This window comes from Pseudodesulfovibrio sp. lm2024 (genome assembly GCF_051175575.1).
In the GTDB taxonomy this organism is placed as follows: Bacteria; Desulfobacterota; Desulfovibrionia; order Desulfovibrionales; family Desulfovibrionaceae; genus Pseudodesulfovibrio; species Pseudodesulfovibrio caledoniensis.
The window spans coordinates 3,469,909-3,489,675 of sequence record NZ_CP195092.1 but is presented as its reverse complement, the minus strand read 5'-3'; the positions used below and the strand labels follow the sequence as shown (position 1 = coordinate 3,489,675).

Below are 19,767 nucleotides of genomic sequence, written 5' to 3'. Positions count from 1 at the left end.
CGGATCGACATATTACATACTAGAAACACCCGCCGCGTTCGCACCATCCGCGAAGCGGCGCTAAAAAGTTTTGGAGGGTCCAGGGAACCTTTTTCAAAAGGTTCCCTGGCCGCCGGAGGCATTCACATGACCAAGATCGTTTCCCGTTTCGCGCCGAGCCCCACCGGGTTCCTGCATATCGGCGGTGCGCGCACCGCGTTGTTTTCCTGGCTGCTGGCCCGCTCAATGGGCGGCGAGTTCCGCCTGCGCATCGAGGACACGGACCGTGAGCGGTCCACCCAGGAGGCGACCGACGCCATCATCGACTCCATGCGCTGGCTGGGGCTTGAGCACGACGGCGAGATCGTGTTCCAGTCCGAGCGTGCGGACCGGCACAACGAGGTCATCGACCAGCTCATCGCCTCGGGCCACGCCTACTATTGCGACTGTAGCAAGGAGGACGTGGACGCCATGCGCGAGAAGGCCATGAAGGAAGGCCGCAAGCCCAAGTACGACGGCACCTGCCGCGACAAGGGGCTGACCTCGGGCGTGGTCCGGCTGAAGGCCCCGCAGGAGGGCGCCACCGGGTACAAGGACATGGTCAAGGGATTCATCTCGGTGGAGAACACCGAGATGGACGACATGATCCTGCGCCGCTCGGACGGCACGCCGACATACAACCTGGCCGTGGTGGTGGACGACCACGACATGGGCGTGAACCACGTGCTGCGCGGCGACGACCACGTGAACAACACCCCGCGCCAGATCCTGATCTACCGGGCCATGGGCTGGGACGTGCCGGAGTTCGGCCACGTGCCCATGATCCTGGGCCCGGACAAGAAGAAGCTTTCCAAGCGCCACGGCGCGCTGTCGGTCATGGAGTACGAGAAGATGGGCTACCTGCCCGAGGCCGTGACCAACTACCTGGCCCGGCTGGGCTGGTCCCACGGCGACCAGGAGCTGTTCACCATGGACGAGATGGTCGAGCTGTTCACCACGGACGGCTTGGGCAACTCGCCGTCGGTTTTCGACCTGACCAAGTTCGAGTGGGTCAACGGCCAGTACATGCAGAAGGCCGACCCGGACCGCTTGGCCGGGATGCTCTGCGACTTCCTGGCCCGCGAGGTGGGCGAGGAGGAGGCCAAGTCCGTGAGCCGCGAGCGGTTCGCGAAGATCGCGCCCCTGTTGCAGCCCCGGGCCAAGTCCGTGATCGACATGCTGGAGCAGGCCCGCCCGTTCATCGTGGACGCCGCGTTCCTGCCCTACGACGAGAGCGCGGTGAAGAAGTTTTTGACCGGGGAGACCAAGCCGCTGCTCGCCGAGATCGCCGAGCGCATGGAGGGTCTTTCCGAGTTCACCGAGTCCGCCCTGGAGGACGTGCACAAGCAATTCATCGAGGACAAGGACATCAAGTTCAAGGTTATCGCCCAGCCCATCCGCGTGGCCATCACCGGCAAGACCCAGTCTCCGGGGTTGTTCGAGACCATGGTCGTGCTCGGCAAGGAGCAGACCCTGGCCCGGATCAAGCGGGCGGTCGAACTGTAGGTTTCATCGCATCCAAGGCACGAGGAGGCCCCCGCCGGAAGGAGAGTCCGGCGGGGGCCTTTGCTTGGGGAGGTGTGTATGTCCATTAGCTGTTGCGGAGCTCATCCTTCATGGCGCGATACGTCTCCCGGTCGAGTTCACCGGCCGCGTATCGGCGTTTGAGGACATCCACCGGCGTGCCGGGACCGGAATGTGTGGCGGGTTTCCGGATCAGGCGCACCGTGAAGTATATGATCATGCCCAGGATGAGGAGCTGGACGATCCCCCCGACGGGAAAGCCGAACCCCATGCCCATGGTGCCGAACCCGCCGCCGAACATCGGGCCGTGCCCGAATCCCGGGCCGGTACACCAGTTCGCGTATGTGGTCAGATAATCCATGAAGCCTCCAGAGCGTGTTTGCCTAAAGAAAGCAGGGACCGTGCCAAAGTTTTTGGTATGGAATTACAGCGACTTATATGGTGAGTGGTCAAGCTGGAAAAGTGCAAACGTGCAAGGGGTTGCGCCCGGGACGGGCAGGAACCTGCACAATGGGTGAAGAAGCAGGGTGGGGGATGCGCGCCGAGGCGCGCGGTGACCGGAGGCGGCGGGGCGGCATGGGCCGCCGTTCACAGGACGCAAAAAAGTTGCCGCCGAGGATTCGGCGGCAACTTTTCGCAAACGAAATGTGTTGCGGCGGTTAGGCTTCGGGCTTCTGGTTGGCCACGGGCTTGACCACGGCACCATTGCGGATGCAGCGGGTGCAGGCCTTGATGCTGACAACCTGTCCGGACTCCAGCTGGTGGCGGACCTTCTGCAGGTTGGGCATGAAGCGACGCTTGGTCTTGATGTGGGAGTGGCTCACGTTGTTGCCGCTCTGGGGACCCTTTCCACAAATATCGCAAACCTGGGACATTGCGACCTCCTAATGTATTCTAAGGAAATAATTTGTTTTCGCTCGTAATGGGCCGCTGGAAAATGGTAGCTTGTCCAGGCGGCGGGAGAGAATCCTTACCGAGCCCGGCAACAAATGGCAAGGGTTTTTTTCTTGACAGGGGATTTTATTACCATATAGGAAGCACCGGTTGTCCGGCCGTGGGGCCGGGCCCTGCCGGTATGGAAAGGACCGGGAAAAAAACGGAGAAGACCATGGTTGAATTCTGGCTGACTATAAGCGACATTGCCGCAGAGGGCCGAGGCTTCACCTTCGACGACCAGAACTTCTGGCGCGAGGCGTGGCGCGAATTCAAGCTGTCCATCCGTCCGGACCGCGACCTGGTGGCCGAGTACACGGTCATGCCCCAGTCCGAGGACGGGGCGCTGATCCGCGGCACCCTCAAGGGTTCGGTCCTGCTGGTCTGCGACCGCTGCGCCGAGCCGTATCCTTTCGAGATCGACGCGGCGTTCGACGCCTATGAGCAGCTGCCCGACGGCGAAGACGCCGAGGGCGAGCCGCGCATGCGCGTGGACAACGGCCAGTTGCAGCTCGACATGGGCTCCCTCCTGTGGGAGGAATTCGCCCTGTCGCTGCCGTTCAAGCCCCTGTGCTCGGATGGATGCGAGGGGATCTGCCCCGGCTGCGGCGCCAACCTCAATACCGGCAAGTGCACCTGCCAGCCGGAAGAGGGCGACGAAAGGCTTGCGGTTTTCCGCGACTTGAAGATAAAGTAACGCCCCTTGCCCGGAGTCCGGCTCCGTGGCAAATGGCTGAGAACAAATCAATACGAGGTATATATCATGGCTGTCCCCAAGAAGAAAACGTCCAAGTCCCGTAAGGGCATGCGCCGTTCCCACGACAAGGTTGCCGCTCCGAACGTCATTTACTGCGAGTGCGGCGAGCCCACTCTGCCCCACCGCGCCTGCTCTGTCTGCGGCTCCTACAAGGGACGCCAGGTCATTGACGGCGAAAATGCCTAAGACCGAAGAGACTCGGATTCCACGCATAGCCGTGGATGCCATGGGGGGCGATTTCGGCCCCGGCGTCGTCGTGCCCGGCGCGGTCAGCGCCGCGCGTGAAGGCATCGCCATCGTGCTCGTCGGCGACGAGCAGAAGGTGCGCGCCGAGCTCGCCAAGCTCGACACCAATGGGCTGGACATCGAAGTGGTCCACTGCTCCCAGGTGGTCGAAATGGACGACAAGCCCGCCGACGCCCTGCGGCGCAAGAAGGACTCTTCCATCCAGGTGGCCTGCCGCCTGGTCAAGGAAGGCAAGGCCAACGGCGTGGTCTCGGCCGGAAACTCCGGCGCGACCGTTGCCTGCGGCATGTTCGTCCTGGGGCGCATCCCCGGCGTGCAGCGTCCGGCCCTGGCCGGCATTCTGCCCACCGAGAAGAACCCGGTGGTGCTCATCGACGTGGGCGCCAACGTGGACTCCAAGCCGCAGCATCTGCTCCAGTTCGGCCTCATGGCCGAGGTCCTGGCCCGGCACGTCCTGGGCGTGAAGGACCCGTCCGTGGGCATCCTGTCCATCGGCGAGGAGGAGGGCAAGGGCAACGCCGCCGTGCGCGAGGCCTTCGACCTGCTCAAGCGGTCGCAGCTCAGGTTCATCGGCAACGTCGAGGGACGCGACATCTTCACCGGCGAGGTGGATATCGTGGTCTGCGACGGCTTTGTCGGCAACGTGGCCCTGAAGCTTTCCGAAGGGCTGGCCCGCTCCCTGAGCCGCATCCTCAAGGACGAGCTCAAGTCCAGCTGGCTGTCCATGCTCGGCACGCTGCTGTCTTTCGGCGCGTTCAAGCGGTTCAAGAAGATCGTGGACTACGCCGAATACGGCGGAGCGCCGCTGCTCGGCCTGCGCGACATCGTCATCGTGGCCCACGGCAAGTCCAACGAGCTGGCCATGACCAACTGCATCCGCATGGCCGCCACCAGCGTGCGCAACAATGCCTACGGCCACCTGGCCGAAGGCGTGGCCGCCCACAAGGGGCTGGCCGCCAAGCCCGACAGGGACGCGGCCTGACGCAGTGCGCATCCCTACGGGATGTGAAAAATCTTGCGCAGCTTGACCGCGTCGTACCATTGTCATAAACACCCAATCCATGACTCATTTCATCCTTCGCGGCTTTGGCCTTTACGCCCCTGAAAAGGTCCTGACCAACGCCGATCTCGAAAAAATCGTCGATACCTCTGACGAGTGGATCACCACCCGCACCGGGATCAAGGAAAGGCACCTCGCCGCCGAGGATCAGGCCGCTTCCGACCTGGCCCTCGAGGCCTCGATGCAGGCCCTGGAAGAGGCGGGCATCGAGCCGTCCGAGCTGACCCATATCATCTGCGCCACCTTCACGCCGGATTCCGTGATCCCGTCCGCCGCCTGCCGGCTGCAGGAGCGGTTCGGCATCACCGGTCAGATGTGCATGGATGTGCAGGCGGCCTGTTCCGGCTTCCTCTACGCCCTGCAGACCGCGCGCGGGCAGATCTGCCTGGAGCCGGATTCCAAGGTCCTGGTGGTCGCCAGCGAGGTCATTACCCGGCGCATGAACTGGGAGGACCGGGCCACCTGCGTCCTGTTCGGCGACGCCTCGGGCGCGGCGGTCCTGACCGCCGGACAGCCCGGCGAGGGGCCCGAGGTCCTGGACGTCATGCTCGCGGCCGACGGTTCGCTGGGCGACCTGCTCACGGTCAACGGCGGCGGGTCGGCCTATTCCTACAAGCTGGGCGAAGCCGTGGGCCCTGAATATTTCGTCGAGTTCCAGGGCCGCGAGGTCTTCAAGCACGCCGTGCGCAACATGACCGAGATCTCCGAGGCCATCCTGGAGCGCAACGGGCTGAAGAAGGACGACGTGGACGTGCTCCTGCCGCACCAGGCCAACTACCGCATCATCGACGCCGTGGGACGCCGCTTCGACATCCCCGAGGAACGCGTCTTCTCCAATATCCACAAGTACGGCAACACCTCCGCGGCCGCCATCCCCGTGGCCCTGACCGAGGCCGTGCACACCGGGTTCATCAAGCCCGGCGACCTGGTCCTCATCCCGGCCTTCGGCGGCGGGTTCACCTGGGGCTCGGCCCTGATCCGGTTCTAGAATTTAAAACGGCTGTTTGTTTGCTTTTTGCAGGCAAATGGGGAATAAACTTTTTGGTTACGATCCCGGTGCCAATTTGCAGTCCGTAAGCAATTGGGATATGGGGTCCTGACCACAAGAGAACGACAAGAGGGTACCTGATGAGCGATCTTCCCAAAGTCGCCCTGGTTACGGGCGGTTCCCGAGGCATCGGCCGCACCGTGGCCGAGCAGTTGGCCGCCGACGGTTTCGAGGTTTTCCTGACCTACGTCAGCCGTCCCGAGGCCGCCGACGAGGTGGTCGCGTCCATCGAAAAGGCGGGCGGCAAGGCCCGCGCCTTCCAGCTCGACTCCGCCGACCGGGACGCCATCGCCGCGTTCTTCAAGGACGAGATCAAGGGCAAGGTCGATCTCCAGGTCCTGGTCAACAATGCGGGCATCACCCGCGACGGGCTGATGATGCGCATGAAGGACGAGGACTGGGACAAGGTCCTCCACATCAACCTCACCGGCTGCTTCGTCTTCCTCAAGGAAGCGTCCAAGATCATGGGCAAACAGCGCTCGGGACGGATCATCAACATCACCTCCGTGGTCGGCCAGATGGGCAATGCGGGTCAGGCCAACTACTGTGCGGCCAAGGCCGGCCTCATCGGCCTGACCAAGTCCGCCGCCCGCGAGCTGGCCGGTCGCAACATCACGGTCAACGCCGTGGCCCCCGGTTTCATCGAGACCGACATGACCGCCGAGCTGCCGGAAAAGGTGGTCGAGGCCATGCTCGAACAAATTCCATTAAAAACCCTCGGGCAGTCCGGGGATATCGCAGCCGCCGTCTCCTTCCTGGCCGGCCCCGGAGCCGGTTACATCACCGGCCAGGTGCTGGGCGTGAATGGCGGCATGTACATGTAATCTAGCAAAAAACTCATTTGTGTAGTGGAGGAAACTATGTCCGACGTAGCAGCGAAAGTGAAAGAGATCATCGTGGATCAGCTGGGTGTGTCCGAAGACGAAGTCGTCGAGACCGCCGCTTTTGTCGAAGATCTGGGCGCCGACTCCCTGGACCTGACCGAGCTGATCATGGCCATGGAAGAGGAATTCGACCTGGAAATCGATGACGAAGAAGCTCAGAAGATCCTCAAGGTCGGCGACGCCATCTCGCACATCGAGAAGGCCATCTAAGCTTGACCGAGTAAAAGTACATATATTGTGAGCGTCTTACGCACCTCGGTGGTGTAGGACGCTCCTTTTCATTCTCCCAACCCAGACACATCAACGGGCAGGTATTATGAACAGGGTAGTTGTTACCAGTGTTGCCGCCGTCACGCCGCTTGGCAACGACGTCGAGACCAGCTGGCAGAACCTCCTGGCCGGAAAATCCGGCATCGGCCAGATCACGAAGTTCGACACCACGGACTATGCCACGACCATCGCCGGCGAGGTCAAGGATTTCGATCCGACCGAGTTCATCGGCAAGAAGGAAGTGCGCCGTATGGAGACGTTCACCCAGTACGCGGTGGCCGCCGCCAGCATGCTCTTCAAGACCGCCGGCTGGACCATTCCCGAAGACGAGCGGCCCCGGGTCGGTACCATCATCGGCGTCGGACTGGGCGGCATCCAGACCATTGAGGATTGCCACGAGAAGCTGCTCCATCGCGGGCCCAAAAAGGTCTCGCCCTTCTTCATCCCCATTCTCATCGCCAACATGGCCGCGGGCCAGGTCTCCATCGAGACCGGCGCCATGGGTCCCAACATCTGCACCACCACGGCCTGCGCCTCGGGCACCCACGGCATCGGCACGGCCTACACCGACATCGCCATGGGCCGTGTGGACGCCATGATCTGCGGCGGGTCCGAATCCACCATCTCGCCCCTGGCCGTGGCCGGGTTCAACGCCATGAAGGCGTTGTCCGTGCGCAACGACGAGCCCGAGCTGGCCTCCCGGCCGTTCGACAAGGATCGTACCGGCTTCATCATGGGCGAAGGCTGCGGCCTGCTGCTCCTGGAAAGCCTGGAGCACGCCCGGGCGCGCGGCGCCAACATCCTGGCCGAAGTGGTCGGCTACGGCGCGTCCGGCGACGCCTTCCACATGACCGCGCCGCCCGAAGACGGCGCTGGCATGGCCTACGCCATGTCCGCCGCCATCCGCGAGGCCAAGGTCGATCCTTCCGAGATCGACCACATCAACGCCCACGGCACCTCCACCTACCTGAACGACCTCTGCGAGACCCGGGCCATCAAGAAAGTCTTCGGCGACCACGCCTACAACATCAAGATCTGCGCCAACAAGTCCCAGATGGGACACCTGCTCGGCGCGGCGGGCGGCGTCGAGGCGGTCTTCGCCGTCAAGACCCTGGCCGAGGGCATTATCCCCGGCACCATGAACCGCGAAACACCCGACCCCGAATGCGACCTCGACGTCTGCGCCGACGGGCCGAGGGAGATTCAGGCCGAATACGCCCTGTCCAACTCCTTCGGATTCGGCGGCACCAACGCCTGTGTCCTGTTCAAACGCTTCACCGGGTAAGCGACGATCAGCAAATAAAAGGGCCGCTCAAGCGGCCCTTTTTTGTTTGCCTCCCCCCTCACCCTCCCAAACTTTTCGGGTCGCTTCGCGAGGGGCGGGCAGGGAAGTAAATTCGGATTAATGGGGCAAAGCTTCTTGCCTTATCGTCCACATGCCGGATACAAGGGGCGGGCGTAAGGGTTAGCGCCGCACCCCGCGAAGCGGCGATAAAAAGTTTTGAAGGGGAGTCCAGAGGCATTCTTCCTCCTCCCCATGGCACAACCGGGACAGCTTGAACGAGTGTTCCGTATTGATATAAGGACGGATCTCCAGTGCACGGGGCACGGCGGGAGCGCCTGCCGGGAGCGGTGAAAAAGCCGTGACCGTTGATTGTGGCGCGAGGATCGCCAGCCGCCTCGCTTGGGCTGGGAAGCCATTCGCATCCACATTTTACTTCACGAGGATATCACCATGGAAGAGCTGTTTATCCAGGACCCGGCGGTCGCCTCCGCCATTGCCGACGAGATCGAACGCCAGGTCTCCAAGCTGGAGCTCATCGCCAGCGAAAACTTCGTCTCCACCGCCGTGCGCCAGGCCCAGGGCTCGGTCATGACCCACAAATACGCCGAAGGCTATCCGGGCAAGCGCTGGTACGGCGGTTGCGAGTTCGTGGACGAGGTCGAGGATCTGGCCCGCGACCGCGCCAAGGAGCTGTTCGGCGCGGCCTATGCCAACGTCCAGCCGCACTCCGGCTCCCAGGCCAACATGGCCGTGTACTTCGCGGCCTGCAAACCCGGCGACACCGTGCTCGGCATGGACCTGTCCCACGGCGGCCACCTGACCCACGGCTCCCCGGTCAACTTTTCGGGCAAGCTCTTCAACATGGTTCACTACGGCGTGGACAAGGACACCCAGACCATCGACTACGACGCGGTCGAGAAGCTGGCCAAGGAGCACAAGCCGACCATGATCATCGCCGGCGCGTCCGCCTACCCGCGCGTCATCGACTTCGCCCGCTTCCGGGCCATCGCCGATGAGGTCGGGGCCAAGCTCATGGTCGACATGGCCCACATCGCGGGCCTGATCGCGGCCGGTGAGCATCCGTCCTGCATCGAGCACGCCCACTACACCACGACCACGACCCACAAGACCCTGCGCGGCCCGCGCGGCGGCATGATCCTGAGCTCCGACGACCTGGAGCAGGAACTCAACTCCAACATCTTCCCCGGCATCCAGGGCGGCCCGCTGATGCACGTCATCGCGGCCAAGGCCGTGGCCTTCGGCGAGGCCCTGTCCCCCGGTTTCGTGGAATACCAGCAGCAGGTGGTCAAGAACGCCAAGCAGCTGGCCGCCTCCCTGACCGAGGCGGGCTACAAGCTGGTCTCCGGCGGCACCGACAACCACATGATGCTGCTCGACCTCTCCGACAAGGACTACACCGGCAAGGACGCCCAGATCGCCCTGGACAAGGCGGGCATCACCGCCAACAAGAACACCATCCCGTTCGAGACCAAGTCCCCGTTCCAGACCTCCGGCGTCCGCCTGGGCACCCCGGCCCTGACCACCCGGGGCATGATCGAAGAGGACATGATCGTGGTCGCCGAAGCCATCGTGGCCGCGCTCGACAACATGAACGACGACAAGACCCTGGCCAACATCGCCGAGGAAGTGGAAGAGTTCGCCCGCGAATTCCCGCTCTACGCCTGGTAGGCCGAGATCTATACGCTTTAAAAGCCCCGGTCCGCGTGTGCGGACCGGGGCTTTTTTGCCTCCGGCGGCCAGGGCGCTGCCCTGGACCCGCTTAAGAACCTTTTGGAAAAGGTTCTTAAGAATCTCCAAAACTTTTTAGTGCCGCTTCGCGGAGAGCGTGGTGGAAGGGTGGCCTATTCCACCGGGAAGTTGAAGTAGGTTTCAGGGTAGGGTTCCTCTTTGAGGGTGAAGTGCCACCATTCGGCCTCGTAGGGTTTGAAGCCGTGGCCGAGCATGAGGGCGCGGAGCAGAGCGCGGTTGGCCCGGACCTGGGGCGGGAAATCGGGGTTCTCGGGCCAGGACTCCGGGCCGAAGAAGTCGAACGGGGTGCCCATGTCAAGTTCGACGCCGGTAGACAGGTCCACCAGGGTCAGGTCCACGGTGGAGCCGCGCGAATGGCCGGACCGGGCCGCGATGTACCCGTCGCGGAACAGGTTGCGCTTGTCCACGTCCGGGTAGTGCGCCGCCTTGGTGCGCGTGTCCTTGAGGTCGGCGGCCCAGCGCACGAAGTGGTCCACCGCCCGCTGCGGGCGGTAGCCGTCGAAGAACTTGAGGCACAGCCCGAACCGCGCCACGTCCGCCTGGACCGCTTTCAGGGCCGTGGCCGCCTCCACGGTCACCAGGACCTTGGGGGCCTCGTAGCCGTCCACCCGCGCGCCCACGAAGTTGTCGCGCGTGTAGTATTTGACGTCATAGACCGCACCCGGAAGGAACTCGTTGAGCGTGACGAATCTCTCGGGCCGCTGCTCGGCCAGAGCCGGGGTCGAGAGCAGCAGGAGGGCCAGGAGGACCGGGAATACACGGTAAAGGTCGGACGGTGCGTGACGGTGTTTCATGGCCGTCTATCTAGCCCCTTTTCCCGCGCAACGCCAGAGGGGAGCCCTGGAAAGCTCCCCCCGGCGGGTTACCGCAATGTCTGGCCCAGGAACTGTGTGAACCGCGCCCATGACTTTTCGTCCGCGTCCTTGCGGTAGCGGTCCGAGCCGAACACGGTGAAGGCGTGGGGCGCGCCGGAGTAGGTGGTCATCTCATGGGGGATGCCCGTGGCCTCCAGTTCATTGGCAAGGGCCGCGAACTGAGCCATGGGCACGGACTGGTCCGCCGTGCCGTGGAAGACCAGGATGAATCCCTTGGTCGCCTTGTAGTCCTGCCCGTCTGGCGTGGCCAGGCCGCCGTGGAAGGGCACGAACGCCTTGAGCTTCGCCCCGGACCGGGCCAGCTCCAAAACCGCCGTGCCGCCGAAGCAGTAGCCCATGGCCACGGCGTCGGACAGGTTGGCCCCGAGGTCGGCGGCCTTGTTCAGCCCGGCCATGAGCCGCGTGCGCATCATCTGCCGGTCCGCGTACAGCGCGCCGGTCAGCCGCTTCTTGTCCTCGATCTTCTCGGGCCGCACGCCCTTGCCGAACAGGTCCACGGCGAACACGGCGTAGCCCAGGTCCGCGAGCATCCCGGCCCGCTTGACCTCATAGTCTGTCAGCCCGTCCCAGTCGTGGACCAGGAAGACCAGCGGGGCCTTGTCCGCCGGGCTGATGTAATACCCTTCGAACGATTCGCCGTTGACCTCGTAGTCCACGTTTCGTCCGTCCGCCGCCAGGGCGGTGTACGGAATCAGCAGCAACGACAATATGATGAATAGCTTGTTCATGGCTTGCTCCTTGGTTTGGATAGGGTCCATTGCCGGGAGAATACCACAGGTGGGGTGTCAGGTGTGAGGAAAAACGGGCAGTCAGTACCGGTCCTCGATGCGCCGGATGGTCCCGTCTTTGCGCATTTCCAGCAGGGCGCGGTTGATCTTGTCGATCACGTCGTGCCGTTCCGATGTCTTGGGAAAGCCGATGTGGTTGTCGTCCCGGACAAAGGGGGTGTCCAGGATGACGAACTGGTCGCGGTTCTCCTGGAGCATGCTGTCCTGGCTGATGGCGAAGCGGACCGAGGCCGGGCCCGGTCCGATCAGGGCCGCGTCGATGCGTCCGGCCAGAAGCATGCGCAGCCGGGAGATGGGGCCGGAGTCCTCGCTGGGGATGAACAGCCTGCCCTTGGCCCGGTCGTACTCGTCGCCGTAGGAGGCTCCGCGCGTGACGCCCAGGGTCATGCCCTTGAGGTCCTCGGGCGAGCGGTAGACGAATTCCCGCCCCTTGAGGACAACCAGGCGCATCTCGTCCACGTACATGACCTCGGAGAAGTCGAACAGGGACAGGCGCTCCATGTTCTTGGACAGGCCGAAGATGCCGCCACGCCCCTCCAGGGCGCTCATATAGGCCCGCTTCCAAGGCACCAGCCGGATGTCGAAGGAAAGTCCGGTGCGGGCCTCTATTTCGTGCAGTATGTCCACCAGCAAGCCCTTGGGGCGGCCTCTGTCCACCCAGGACTCGGGCGGCTTGCAGTCGTTGCCGAAGATGACGATGGGGTCGGCGGCCGGGGCGGGGGAGAACAGGAGCAGCGCGGCGAACAGGGCGAGGGGAGCGAGGAGGAGAGTGGTGTTGCGCATGCGGCGTGTCCTTTCGGGCCTATGGTCCGGGCGGGGTTTCCATGCCGCAGCCCGCGCATTGCCCGCAGCCCCGGGCCGAGCAGCCCGGGCTGACCTTGGCGGCCTTGGCCCGTTCCCATTCCTTCCACATATATTCGCGCCTGACGCCGATGTCCACGACCTCCCAGGGAAAGGGCTCGTCCTGCCCGCGTTCGCGGTCCAGGATGGCCGCCGGGTCGCCGTCCCACAGCTTGAGCGCCTTTTTCCAGCCGCCGTGTTCGGCGGCCAGGAGGATGAATTCGGCCAGCTCCTCGCCGCCGCGCGCCAACAGCCCCTGGAGTCGGGCCTGGAACGGGTCGTCGTGCTGCAGGGTCACGCCCTTGTACGGCTTGGCCAGCTTCTCAAGCCCTTTCATGCGGTTGTTGAGCGCGTCCTCGGAGAGCATCGGGGCCCACTGGAACGGGGTGAACGGCTTGGGCACCAGCGAGCTGACCCCAATGGTGATGCGCATGAACTGCTTCTTGCGCCCGCCGGGCTCCTCGCTTCGAATGCGCACGATCTCGGCCAGGAAATCGGCCAGCTCGGCGTAGTCTTCATCGGTCTCGCCGGGCCAGCCCGCGATCATGTAAATCTTGAGGTGGTTCACGCCGTACCGGGCGCACAGCCGGACCGCGTTCAGGAAGTCTTTCGGGTCGAGCTTCTTGCTCATCATCCGGCGCAGCCGCTCGCTGGCTCCCTCCAGGGCCAGGGTGATGGTCCGGATGCCGCGTTCGCGCAGGTAGACCAGCAGCTCCTCGGTGATGCCGTCCGCGCGCATGGAGGACAGCGAAAATTTCTTTTTGCGTTCGTGCAGCCACTTGAGGAACGGCAGCAGCTCGGGCCAGTCGGTCAGGGCCGTGCCCACCAGCCCGACCTTGGGCGGGTCGGCCAGTTCCACGATGCGCTTGAGCTCGTCGAGCTCGGCGTGGCGCGGAGGCCGGTAGATGTAGCCCGCCGCGCAGAACCGGCAGCCGTAGGGGCAGCCCCGGTTGACCTCGAGCAGCAGGGTGTCGCGGAAGGCGGCCCGGCCCGAGATGAAGCAGGAGAACGCGGGATCGGTCAGCGGCCCCTGGCCGCCCGAGGTGATGCGCTTGACCGGGGTCCTGGACCGGCCCGGCGCGTACACGCCGTCCATGTCCTTGACCGTTTCGAGGATGGTCTCCCTGTCCGCGCCGTCAAAGACCAGCTCGCGCAGGGTGTCGAAGAAATGAAGGAATCGACCGTCGGCCTCGCCCACCCAGAAGCAGTCCACGAACGGGGCGATGGGGGCCGGGTTGAGAAAGGCCACCGGGCCTCCGGCCACGACCAGGGGAAGAGATGGGCGTTCCGCCGCAAGCGGCGGAACGCCCGCTGCCAGGAGCGTTCGAGGTAGGCTGAGGAAGTCCTCCTCGAACGTGATGCTCCAGGCTATTACAGGGAATGAGGATAGTGGGCTCTTTGATTCGCGCGTCCGGGGATCAACACCCTCGGTGGTGCCGAGCTTGTCGGGAAAGACCCGCTCCACGGCCAGTCCGGGCGCTTCGGCCAGGGTCCGGTACACGGACTGCCAGCCGAGCGCGGACAGGGCCGCCTTGTCGCCTCCGGGGACGGCCAGCGCCACGGGCAGCCGTCCTCCGAGGTCGGGAGCAGGGGGCTCCGACACGCCATGATACAGGGTACGGGTACCGATGAGGGCACCCCCTTACACGCGCCGCATATCGCGTCTAGTCCACGTTCTTGCGGATGAACGCGGGAACGTCGAGGTTGTCTTCCTCGAAGATGAACTCCTCCTCGCCGGGACCGGCCACGGCGCGCTGGGAGACCTGCCGCGCGGGCAGCTCCGTGGTGTTCAGTTCACCGCCCGCCTTGCGCAGGTACGCCGGGATGTTGCGGTCCGTGTTTAAGACCCGCTGGTGCCCGGAGCGGCGCGGCTGTTCGGCGGCCTTGTTCACGCCGCGGGGTCCGAGCAGAAGCAGCTTCTGCTGCTCGGCCTTGGACAGGGCCGGTTCCGGCTCCTCCATGGCGGGCTCGATGCCCGTGGCGATGACGGTGATGCGCATCTCGTCGCCCGCATCCGGGTCGAAGACCGTTCCGAAGAAGATCTCGGCGTCGTCGTGGGCTTCCTTGTAGATGATGTCGGCGGCTTCGGAGACCTCGTCGATGAGCATGTCCGGGCCGCAGGTGATGTTGATCAGCACGCCCTTGGCGCCCTCGATGGACACGTCCTCGAGCAGCGGGGAGGTGATCGCCTTCATGGCCGCCTCCTTGGCCCGGGACTCGCCCGAGGCGATGCCGGTGCCCATGAGTGCCATGCCGGAATTGGACATGGCCGCCTTGACGTCGGCAAAGTCCAGGTTGATCAGGCCGTGCACGGTGATCAGGTCGGCGATGCCCTTGACCGCGTAGTACAGGACCTCATCGGCCTTTTTCAGCATGTCCGAGAAGGACGCCTTCTTGGCGGCCAGCTGGAGCAGGCGGTCGTTGGGGATGGTGATGATGGAGTCGACCACGTCCGCCAGGGCGCGGGTGCCCTCGTCGGCCTGTTCCAGGCGGCGCTTGCCTTCGAAGTAGAAGGGCTTGGTGACCACGCCGACGGTCAGCGCGCCCAGTTCCTTGGCCACCTGGGCCACCACCGGGGCGGAGCCGGTGCCCGTGCCGCCGCCCATGCCGGCGGTGATGAAGACCATGTCCGAGCCGTCCAGCGCCTCGCGGATCTGGTCCATGGACTCCATGGCGGCGGACCGGCCGATCTCGGGGTTGGCGCCCGCGCCAAGGCCCTTGGTCAGCTTCTCGCCGATCTGGATCTTGTGCTCGGCCAGGGACTTGTGGATGTCTTGGCTGTCGGTGTTGGCGACGATGAACTTCACGCCCTTGAGCGCGGACTGGATCATGTTGTTGACCGCGTTGCCGCCGCCTCCGCCACAACCCACGACCTTGATCTTGGCGTTGGTTTCATGTTCGATTTCGAAATATTCCATTTCAATGTCCTCCTCAGTTTGTTCCCTGTTGAGCGTTTCCCTGTTGATTCTTTCCCTGTATCCTCAAAATCATTCCTCGTTTATGCGATGTCCGAGAACCACTTCTTCATCCTGCCGACGATGCGGTCGAAACCGGAGTCGTCGCGGATCTTGAAGGGCCGGACCTTGTTGTGGAGCCCTTCCTCCTCGGCCCCGTGGAGCAAGAGCCCCACGGCCGTGGCGTACTTGGGGCTCCTGACCTCCTCGGCCAGGCCGCCGATGCCCTCGGCCGGAATGCCGATGCGCACCGGGAGGTCGAAAATCTGTTCGGCCAGTTCCTGCATGCCGTCGATGAGCACGGTGCCGCCGGTCAGAACCACGCCCGCGGCGATCATGTTCTTGAACCCGGACTTGATCAGCTCCTGGTCCACCAGGGCGAGTATCTCCTCGCACCTGGGCTCGCAGATCTCGGCCAGGACGCGCTTGCTCATCTTGCGCGATTCGCGCCCGCCCACGCTGGGGACCTCGATGATCTCCTCGCTGGTGACCAGGTCGGCCATGGCGCAGCCGTAGTCCATCTTGATCTTTTCGGCGGACATCATCGGCGTGCGCAGCCCGTAGGCGATGTCGTTGGTCAGGTTGTGGCCGCCCAGCGCCAGCACGCTGGTGTGCTTGATGGAGTCCTTGGAAAAGACCGCAATGTCCGTGGTCCCGCCGCCGATGTCCACCAGGGCCACGCCGATCTCGCGCTCCTCGGCCGAGAGCACGGCCTTGGAGGAGGCCAGGGACTCCAGGACGATGTTGGACACGTCCAGGCCGGACCGGTTGCAGGAGCGGATGATGTTCTGGGCCGAGGTCACCGCGCCGGTGACGATGTGGACCTTCACTTCCAGCCGGACTCCGGCCATGCCCAGCGGATCGGCGATGCCGCGCTGGTCGTCGACGATGAATTCCTGGGGCAGGGTGTGCAGCACCTCGCGGTCCATGGGGATGGCGATGGCCTTGGCGGCCTCGATGACCCGGTCCACGTCGCGCTGGGTCACTTCGCCGCCCTTGACCGCGATGACCCCGTGGGAGTTGAACCCCTGGATGTGGCTGCCCGCGATGCCCGCGTACACGGTGCGGATGTCGCAACCGGCCATGAGTTCGGCGTCCTCAAGCGATTTCTTGATGCACTGGACGGTCTTCTCGATGTTGACGACCACTCCCCGGCGCAGCCCGGTGGAGGGGGCGGTGCCGATGCCGATGATGTCGACGCCGTTGTCGGTGGCCTCGCCGACCACGGTGCATATCTTGGTGGTGCCCACGTCCAGGCCCACTATGAGATCGTTTCTTGCCATACTGACTCCTCGGTTGTTCCCTGTGAGATATTGTCGGGCGCTAACCCGCTGCCGGGTTGTTGCGCTTCTGTATCCATATCTTGTCGCCGCTGGCCGCGATGATCGAGGCCGCGTCGAATTCGTTGCGCCGCATGAGGTCGCGCCAGACCACCTTGAGCCGTTCCAGCTGGACCTCCCAGCGGTCCATGGACAGCTTCACGGTCAGCCCCCTGCCGCCCGCCGCGCCGTCGAGGTAGATCTCGAGCTCGTGGGCGCTGGTCAGCTTGATCCAGGCGGTCTGGGCCTGGGTGAAGGGGGTCTGCTGGTCGGCCATCTTCTTGAGGATGCCTGCCAGCACCTCGGGCCCGTCGGGCAGGTCCTCGGCCACGCTCAAAATCGGCAGGGAGGCCTGCTCGCCCGGGTGCATGGGCGCGATGACCCGGCCGCGCGCGTCCGCGAAATACAATCCGTCGCCCTGGCGCACCCAGAAGGCCGGGACCTTTTCGCGCACGTCGATCAGCAGCCGGTTGGGCAGCTCGCGGCGCACGGCCACGGAGTCGATCCACGGGTTGGCGTCCAGGCGGTTCTTGACCTCGCCCACGTTCATGTCCAGGCAGTTCCGGCCGAGTTCCACCTTGGCGGTCTGGAGGATGGTCTCGTAGCTCAGCCGGTCGTTGCCCGCCACGCGGATGTCCTGGAGGTCGAAATAGGGGTGCGCGGTGATGTAGCGGTACCCGTAGAGCAGCCCCACGCCGAGCACGGCCACGATGGACAGGGCCAGGCTGAGCATGACCATGCGGAACATGAACCGGCCCGCCCCGGCCAGCCTGCGCGGAGACCTGTCGGCGGCCAGCAGGGGATTGGCGGATTTTCTGCGCTTGCGGGTGTTGCCGCGGGCGGTGCGCTTGCCGCCGATGTTCAGGCGGCTCTGTTTGCCCATGGTCAGGGTGCTCACAGTACGATGACCTCCGGTTCGAGAGTTATGCCGAATTGCTCCTCGACCCGCTGGCGGCCCATGTCCATGAGCTCGAGCGCGTCCGCGGCCTTGCCGCCGCCCAGGTTGACGAGAAAATTCGCGTGCATGTCCGAGAAGGCCATGTGCCCCAGGCGCACGCCCTTGAGGCCCGCCTCGTCCAGCAGCCTGCCCGCGCTCTTTTCCGGCGGGTTCTTGAACACGCAGCCCGCTGTCCGGGCCGTGACCGGCTGGGTGGCTTTCTTCTTTTCGTAGACGTCGCGCATGGCCCGGCGCACGCCCTTGGGGTCGGATTCCCCGAGGGTCAGCTCCACTTCCCAGACCAGACACTTGCCCGGCACCTGCGCCGGAGAGAAATGGCGGTAGCCGAAATCGCACTGGCTGCGGTCAACCCAGGCGAGCCCGCCGGTGGGGGACCAGACGCGCACCCGGGTGACCAGGTCGCCGATCTCCACGCCGTAGGAGCCCGCGTTCATGGCCACGGCCCCGCCCACGGTGCCGGGGATGCCGGTCAGGCCTTCCAGGCCGGTGAAGCCCGCCTTCTGCGCCCAGCCGAGCAGGCCGGGCAGCCGGGCTCCCGCGCCGCAGCGGACGATGATCGCCTCCCCGTCGCGCTCCACGCGCTCCGGGCCCGGGCAGTCGGCCACGCGGACCAGGGCCAGCTCCAGGGGCTCGTCCCCGGCCAGCAGGTTGCTGCCCGCGCCCAGGACGAACGGCGGCAGGGTCTCCCTGGTCAGGAAGGCCGAGAGCTCGTCCAGGTCGGCCGCCTCGCGCACGACCGCCTCGACCACGGCGGGGCCGCCGAGGCGCAGGGTGGTGCGCTGAGAGAGCAGGGGATTGGCGGTCAGTTCAAGAGGCATCTATCGCTCCTCGTCTCCGTTGCCGTGTTCACGGCTGTTTTCGGGGCCGTCTTCCTGTTCGAGCCAGTTTTCGCCGATTTTCCAGATGGACCCCGCGCCCTGGGTCATGAACAGGTCGCCGGGCTTGAGAATGTCCTTGAGCCGTTTTTCCAGGGACTCGAAGTCCGGGAAGAACTGCACCTTGGTCTCGGAGACCTGCTTGATGCCCTGGGCCAGGGACAGGCCGGACACGCCCGGGATGGGGGACTCCGAAGCCGGGTAGATCTCGGTCAGCAGCAGGATGTCCGCGTCGGCGAAGGCCTTGCAGAACTCGCCGAACAACGCCTGGGTGCGCGAGAAGCGGTGGGGCTGGAAGGCGACCACCAGCCGCCGGTCAGGGTAGCACTCCTTGGCGGTCTTCAGGTTGGCCACGATCTCGGCTGGATGGTGGCCGTAGTCGTCGACCACGATGACGCCCTTTTTCTCGCCCTTGCGTTCGAAGCGACGGCCCACGCCGCCGAAGTTGCCCAGCCCCTTGATGATCTCGTCCTTTTCCAGGCCGACCTCCAGGGCCACGCCGATGCAGGCCAGGGCGTTGAGCACGTTGTGCGTGCCGGGCTGGGCCACAGTGACCTCGCCCCACTCCTCGCCGTCGAGCCAGACCTTGAACAGGGAGCGCAGGTGGGAGCTGATGATCTCGCCGCGCAGCTTGTTGTTCTTGCCCAGGCCGTAGGTCAGGTAGGGCCGCTTGATCAGCGGGAGCAGCCGCTGCACGCCCTCGTCGTCGCCGCAGACCACGTTCATGCCGTAGAACGGGGTCGAGTTCATGAAGCGCATGAACGACAGGTCGATGGCGTCCTGGTTGTCGTAGAAATCCATGTGGTCCTTGTCGATGTTCGTGACCACGGTGATGATCGGAGCCAGGCGCAGGAACGAACCGTCCGACTCGTCCGCCTCGGCGATGAGGTAGTCGCCCTCGCCCAGGCGGGCGTTGGCCCCGTAGGTGTTCAGCTTGCCGCCGATGATCACGGTCGGGTCCAACCCCGCCTCGGTGAAGATGGTCGCCAGCAGCGAGGTGGTGGTCGTCTTGCCGTGGGTTCCGGCCACGGCGATGCCCGTGCGCAGCCGCATGAGCTCGGCCAGCATCTCGGCGCGGGGGATGATCGGGATGCCGCGCTCGCGGGCCTCGACCAGTTCCGGGTTCTTGTCCGGGATGGCCGTGGACTTGATGAGCACGTCGGCCTCGCCCACGTTGTCGGCACCGTGGCCGATGAAGACCGTGGCCCCGAGCTTTTCCAGCCTGCGCACCGCGGCCGACGCGGACAGGTCCGAGCCGGTGATGTTGAAGCCCATGTTGATGAGCACCTCGGCGATGCCGTTCATGCCCGAGCCGCCGATGCCGACCATATGGATGTTGTTCACCCTGGCCCGCATGGCCGGG

General features: G+C 64.7%; 20 protein-coding genes. 9 read left to right on the top strand and 11 right to left on the bottom strand.

The features are described 5' to 3' along the window. Nucleotides 1-126: 126 nt before the first annotated feature. Nucleotides 127-1,524 carry a glutamate--tRNA ligase gene (gene gltX, locus ACR42D_RS16260; RefSeq protein WP_484567832.1) on the top strand — a complete coding sequence of 466 codons (1,398 nt, stop codon included), beginning with the start codon at nt 127-129 and terminating at the stop codon, nt 1,522-1,524. Between the two features lie 85 nt (nt 1,525-1,609). Here the strand turns inward: gltX and ACR42D_RS16255 are convergent, their stop codons facing one another. Continuing rightward, nucleotides 1,610-1,903, bottom strand: a complete 294-nt coding sequence (locus ACR42D_RS16255) for an SHOCT domain-containing protein (protein ID WP_484567831.1) — start codon at nt 1,901-1,903, stop codon at nt 1,610-1,612. A 298-nt stretch (nt 1,904-2,201) separates the two neighbouring features. Then, a complete protein-coding gene (gene rpmB / locus ACR42D_RS16250) occupies nt 2,202-2,417 on the bottom strand; it encodes a 50S ribosomal protein L28 (protein ID WP_319583315.1) in 216 nt (71 codons plus the stop codon). Between the two features lie 233 nt (nt 2,418-2,650). Between rpmB and ACR42D_RS16245 the strand changes: the two genes are divergently transcribed. The 8 genes from ACR42D_RS16245 (at nt 2,651) to glyA (ending at nt 9,714) form a co-directional block, all read left to right on the top strand. Next, complete coding sequence (locus ACR42D_RS16245; RefSeq protein ID WP_484567830.1) at nt 2,651-3,172, top strand: YceD family protein; 522 nt, start codon at nt 2,651-2,653, stop codon at nt 3,170-3,172. A gap of 66 nt (nt 3,173-3,238) precedes the next feature. Continuing rightward, nucleotides 3,239-3,418 carry a 50S ribosomal protein L32 gene (gene rpmF, locus ACR42D_RS16240; RefSeq protein WP_484567829.1) on the top strand — a complete coding sequence of 60 codons (180 nt, stop codon included), beginning with the start codon at nt 3,239-3,241 and terminating at the stop codon, nt 3,416-3,418. Further along, nucleotides 3,411-4,460 (top strand): phosphate acyltransferase PlsX, encoded by a 1,050-nt coding sequence (gene plsX, locus ACR42D_RS16235; RefSeq protein ID WP_484567828.1) that lies wholly within the window; start codon nt 3,411-3,413, stop codon nt 4,458-4,460. The genes rpmF and plsX overlap by 8 nt, the downstream gene beginning before the upstream one ends. Nucleotides 4,461-4,539: 79 nt before the next feature. Next, nucleotides 4,540-5,526 carry a beta-ketoacyl-ACP synthase III gene (locus ACR42D_RS16230; protein WP_484567827.1) on the top strand — a complete coding sequence of 329 codons (987 nt, stop codon included), beginning with the start codon at nt 4,540-4,542 and terminating at the stop codon, nt 5,524-5,526. Nucleotides 5,527-5,666: 140 nt separating this feature from the next. Next, complete coding sequence (fabG, locus tag ACR42D_RS16225) at nt 5,667-6,410, top strand: 3-oxoacyl-[acyl-carrier-protein] reductase (protein WP_484567826.1); 744 nt, start codon at nt 5,667-5,669, stop codon at nt 6,408-6,410. A 36-nt stretch (nt 6,411-6,446) separates the two neighbouring features. After that, on the top strand, nt 6,447-6,680 hold the full coding sequence (locus tag ACR42D_RS16220; RefSeq protein WP_484567825.1) for an acyl carrier protein: 234 nt from the start codon (nt 6,447-6,449) through the stop codon (nt 6,678-6,680). Between the two features lie 106 nt (nt 6,681-6,786). Further along, nucleotides 6,787-8,025, top strand: a complete 1,239-nt coding sequence (gene fabF, locus ACR42D_RS16215) for a beta-ketoacyl-ACP synthase II (RefSeq protein ID WP_484567824.1) — start codon at nt 6,787-6,789, stop codon at nt 8,023-8,025. A 450-nt stretch (nt 8,026-8,475) separates the two neighbouring features. After that, entirely contained in the window at nt 8,476-9,714 is a 1,239-nt protein-coding gene (gene glyA, locus ACR42D_RS16210; RefSeq protein WP_484567823.1) for a serine hydroxymethyltransferase, read from the top strand. Between the two features lie 173 nt (nt 9,715-9,887). Here the strand turns inward: glyA and ACR42D_RS16205 are convergent, their stop codons facing one another. From ACR42D_RS16205 to murC, 9 genes are all read right to left on the bottom strand, one after another. Beyond that, nucleotides 9,888-10,589 carry a M15 family metallopeptidase gene (locus tag ACR42D_RS16205; protein WP_484567822.1) on the bottom strand — a complete coding sequence of 234 codons (702 nt, stop codon included), beginning with the start codon at nt 10,587-10,589 and terminating at the stop codon, nt 9,888-9,890. Between the two features lie 68 nt (nt 10,590-10,657). Further along, nucleotides 10,658-11,398, bottom strand: coding sequence for a dienelactone hydrolase family protein (locus ACR42D_RS16200; RefSeq protein WP_484567821.1), 741 nt, complete (start codon nt 11,396-11,398; stop codon nt 10,658-10,660). A gap of 81 nt (nt 11,399-11,479) precedes the next feature. After that, nucleotides 11,480-12,241 (bottom strand): substrate-binding periplasmic protein, encoded by a 762-nt coding sequence (locus ACR42D_RS16195; RefSeq protein WP_484567820.1) that lies wholly within the window; start codon nt 12,239-12,241, stop codon nt 11,480-11,482. Nucleotides 12,242-12,260: 19 nt separating this feature from the next. Further along, a complete protein-coding gene (locus ACR42D_RS16190; RefSeq protein ID WP_484568475.1) occupies nt 12,261-13,928 on the bottom strand; it encodes a radical SAM protein in 1,668 nt (555 codons plus the stop codon). Nucleotides 13,929-13,962: 34 nt separating this feature from the next. After that, nucleotides 13,963-15,216 (bottom strand): cell division protein FtsZ, encoded by a 1,254-nt coding sequence (gene ftsZ / locus ACR42D_RS16185; protein WP_484567819.1) that lies wholly within the window; start codon nt 15,214-15,216, stop codon nt 13,963-13,965. A gap of 80 nt (nt 15,217-15,296) precedes the next feature. Next, the gene (ftsA, locus tag ACR42D_RS16180) at nt 15,297-16,535 is read right to left on the bottom strand and encodes a cell division protein FtsA (protein WP_338668172.1); all 1,239 of its coding nucleotides are present in this window, start codon (nt 16,533-16,535) and stop codon (nt 15,297-15,299) included. A gap of 40 nt (nt 16,536-16,575) precedes the next feature. Beyond that, entirely contained in the window at nt 16,576-17,469 is an 894-nt protein-coding gene (locus tag ACR42D_RS16175; protein ID WP_484567818.1) for a cell division protein FtsQ/DivIB, read from the bottom strand. Next, nucleotides 17,466-18,347 (bottom strand): UDP-N-acetylmuramate dehydrogenase, encoded by an 882-nt coding sequence (gene murB / locus ACR42D_RS16170; protein WP_484567817.1) that lies wholly within the window; start codon nt 18,345-18,347, stop codon nt 17,466-17,468. The genes ACR42D_RS16175 and murB overlap by 4 nt, the downstream gene beginning before the upstream one ends. Continuing rightward, on the bottom strand, nt 18,348-19,760 hold the full coding sequence (gene murC / locus ACR42D_RS16165) for a UDP-N-acetylmuramate--L-alanine ligase (RefSeq protein ID WP_484568474.1): 1,413 nt from the start codon (nt 19,758-19,760) through the stop codon (nt 18,348-18,350). Between the last annotated feature and the right edge of the window lie 7 nt (nt 19,761-19,767).

Coding starts and splice junctions, on each gene's coding strand:
- gltX (WP_484567832.1), top strand. CDS start 127: ATGACCAAGATCGTTTCCCGTTTCGCGCCGAGCCCCACCGGGTTCCTG.
- ACR42D_RS16255 (WP_484567831.1), bottom strand. CDS start 1,903: ATGGATTATCTGACCACATACGCGAACTGGTGTACCGGCCCGGGATTC.
- rpmB (WP_319583315.1), bottom strand. CDS start 2,417: ATGTCCCAGGTTTGCGATATTTGTGGAAAGGGTCCCCAGAGCGGCAAC.
- ACR42D_RS16245 (WP_484567830.1), top strand. CDS start 2,651: ATGGTTGAATTCTGGCTGACTATAAGCGACATTGCCGCAGAGGGCCGA.
- rpmF (WP_484567829.1), top strand. CDS start 3,239: ATGGCTGTCCCCAAGAAGAAAACGTCCAAGTCCCGTAAGGGCATGCGC.
- plsX (WP_484567828.1), top strand. CDS start 3,411: ATGCCTAAGACCGAAGAGACTCGGATTCCACGCATAGCCGTGGATGCC.
- ACR42D_RS16230 (WP_484567827.1), top strand. CDS start 4,540: ATGACTCATTTCATCCTTCGCGGCTTTGGCCTTTACGCCCCTGAAAAG.
- fabG (WP_484567826.1), top strand. CDS start 5,667: ATGAGCGATCTTCCCAAAGTCGCCCTGGTTACGGGCGGTTCCCGAGGC.
- ACR42D_RS16220 (WP_484567825.1), top strand. CDS start 6,447: ATGTCCGACGTAGCAGCGAAAGTGAAAGAGATCATCGTGGATCAGCTG.
- fabF (WP_484567824.1), top strand. CDS start 6,787: ATGAACAGGGTAGTTGTTACCAGTGTTGCCGCCGTCACGCCGCTTGGC.
- glyA (WP_484567823.1), top strand. CDS start 8,476: ATGGAAGAGCTGTTTATCCAGGACCCGGCGGTCGCCTCCGCCATTGCC.
- ACR42D_RS16205 (WP_484567822.1), bottom strand. CDS start 10,589: ATGAAACACCGTCACGCACCGTCCGACCTTTACCGTGTATTCCCGGTC.
- ACR42D_RS16200 (WP_484567821.1), bottom strand. CDS start 11,398: ATGAACAAGCTATTCATCATATTGTCGTTGCTGCTGATTCCGTACACC.
- ACR42D_RS16195 (WP_484567820.1), bottom strand. CDS start 12,241: ATGCGCAACACCACTCTCCTCCTCGCTCCCCTCGCCCTGTTCGCCGCG.
- ftsZ (WP_484567819.1), bottom strand. CDS start 15,216: ATGGAATATTTCGAAATCGAACATGAAACCAACGCCAAGATCAAGGTC.
- ftsA (WP_338668172.1), bottom strand. CDS start 16,535: ATGGCAAGAAACGATCTCATAGTGGGCCTGGACGTGGGCACCACCAAG.
- murB (WP_484567817.1), bottom strand. CDS start 18,347: ATGCCTCTTGAACTGACCGCCAATCCCCTGCTCTCTCAGCGCACCACC.
- murC (WP_484568474.1), bottom strand. CDS start 19,760: ATGCGGGCCAGGGTGAACAACATCCATATGGTCGGCATCGGCGGCTCG.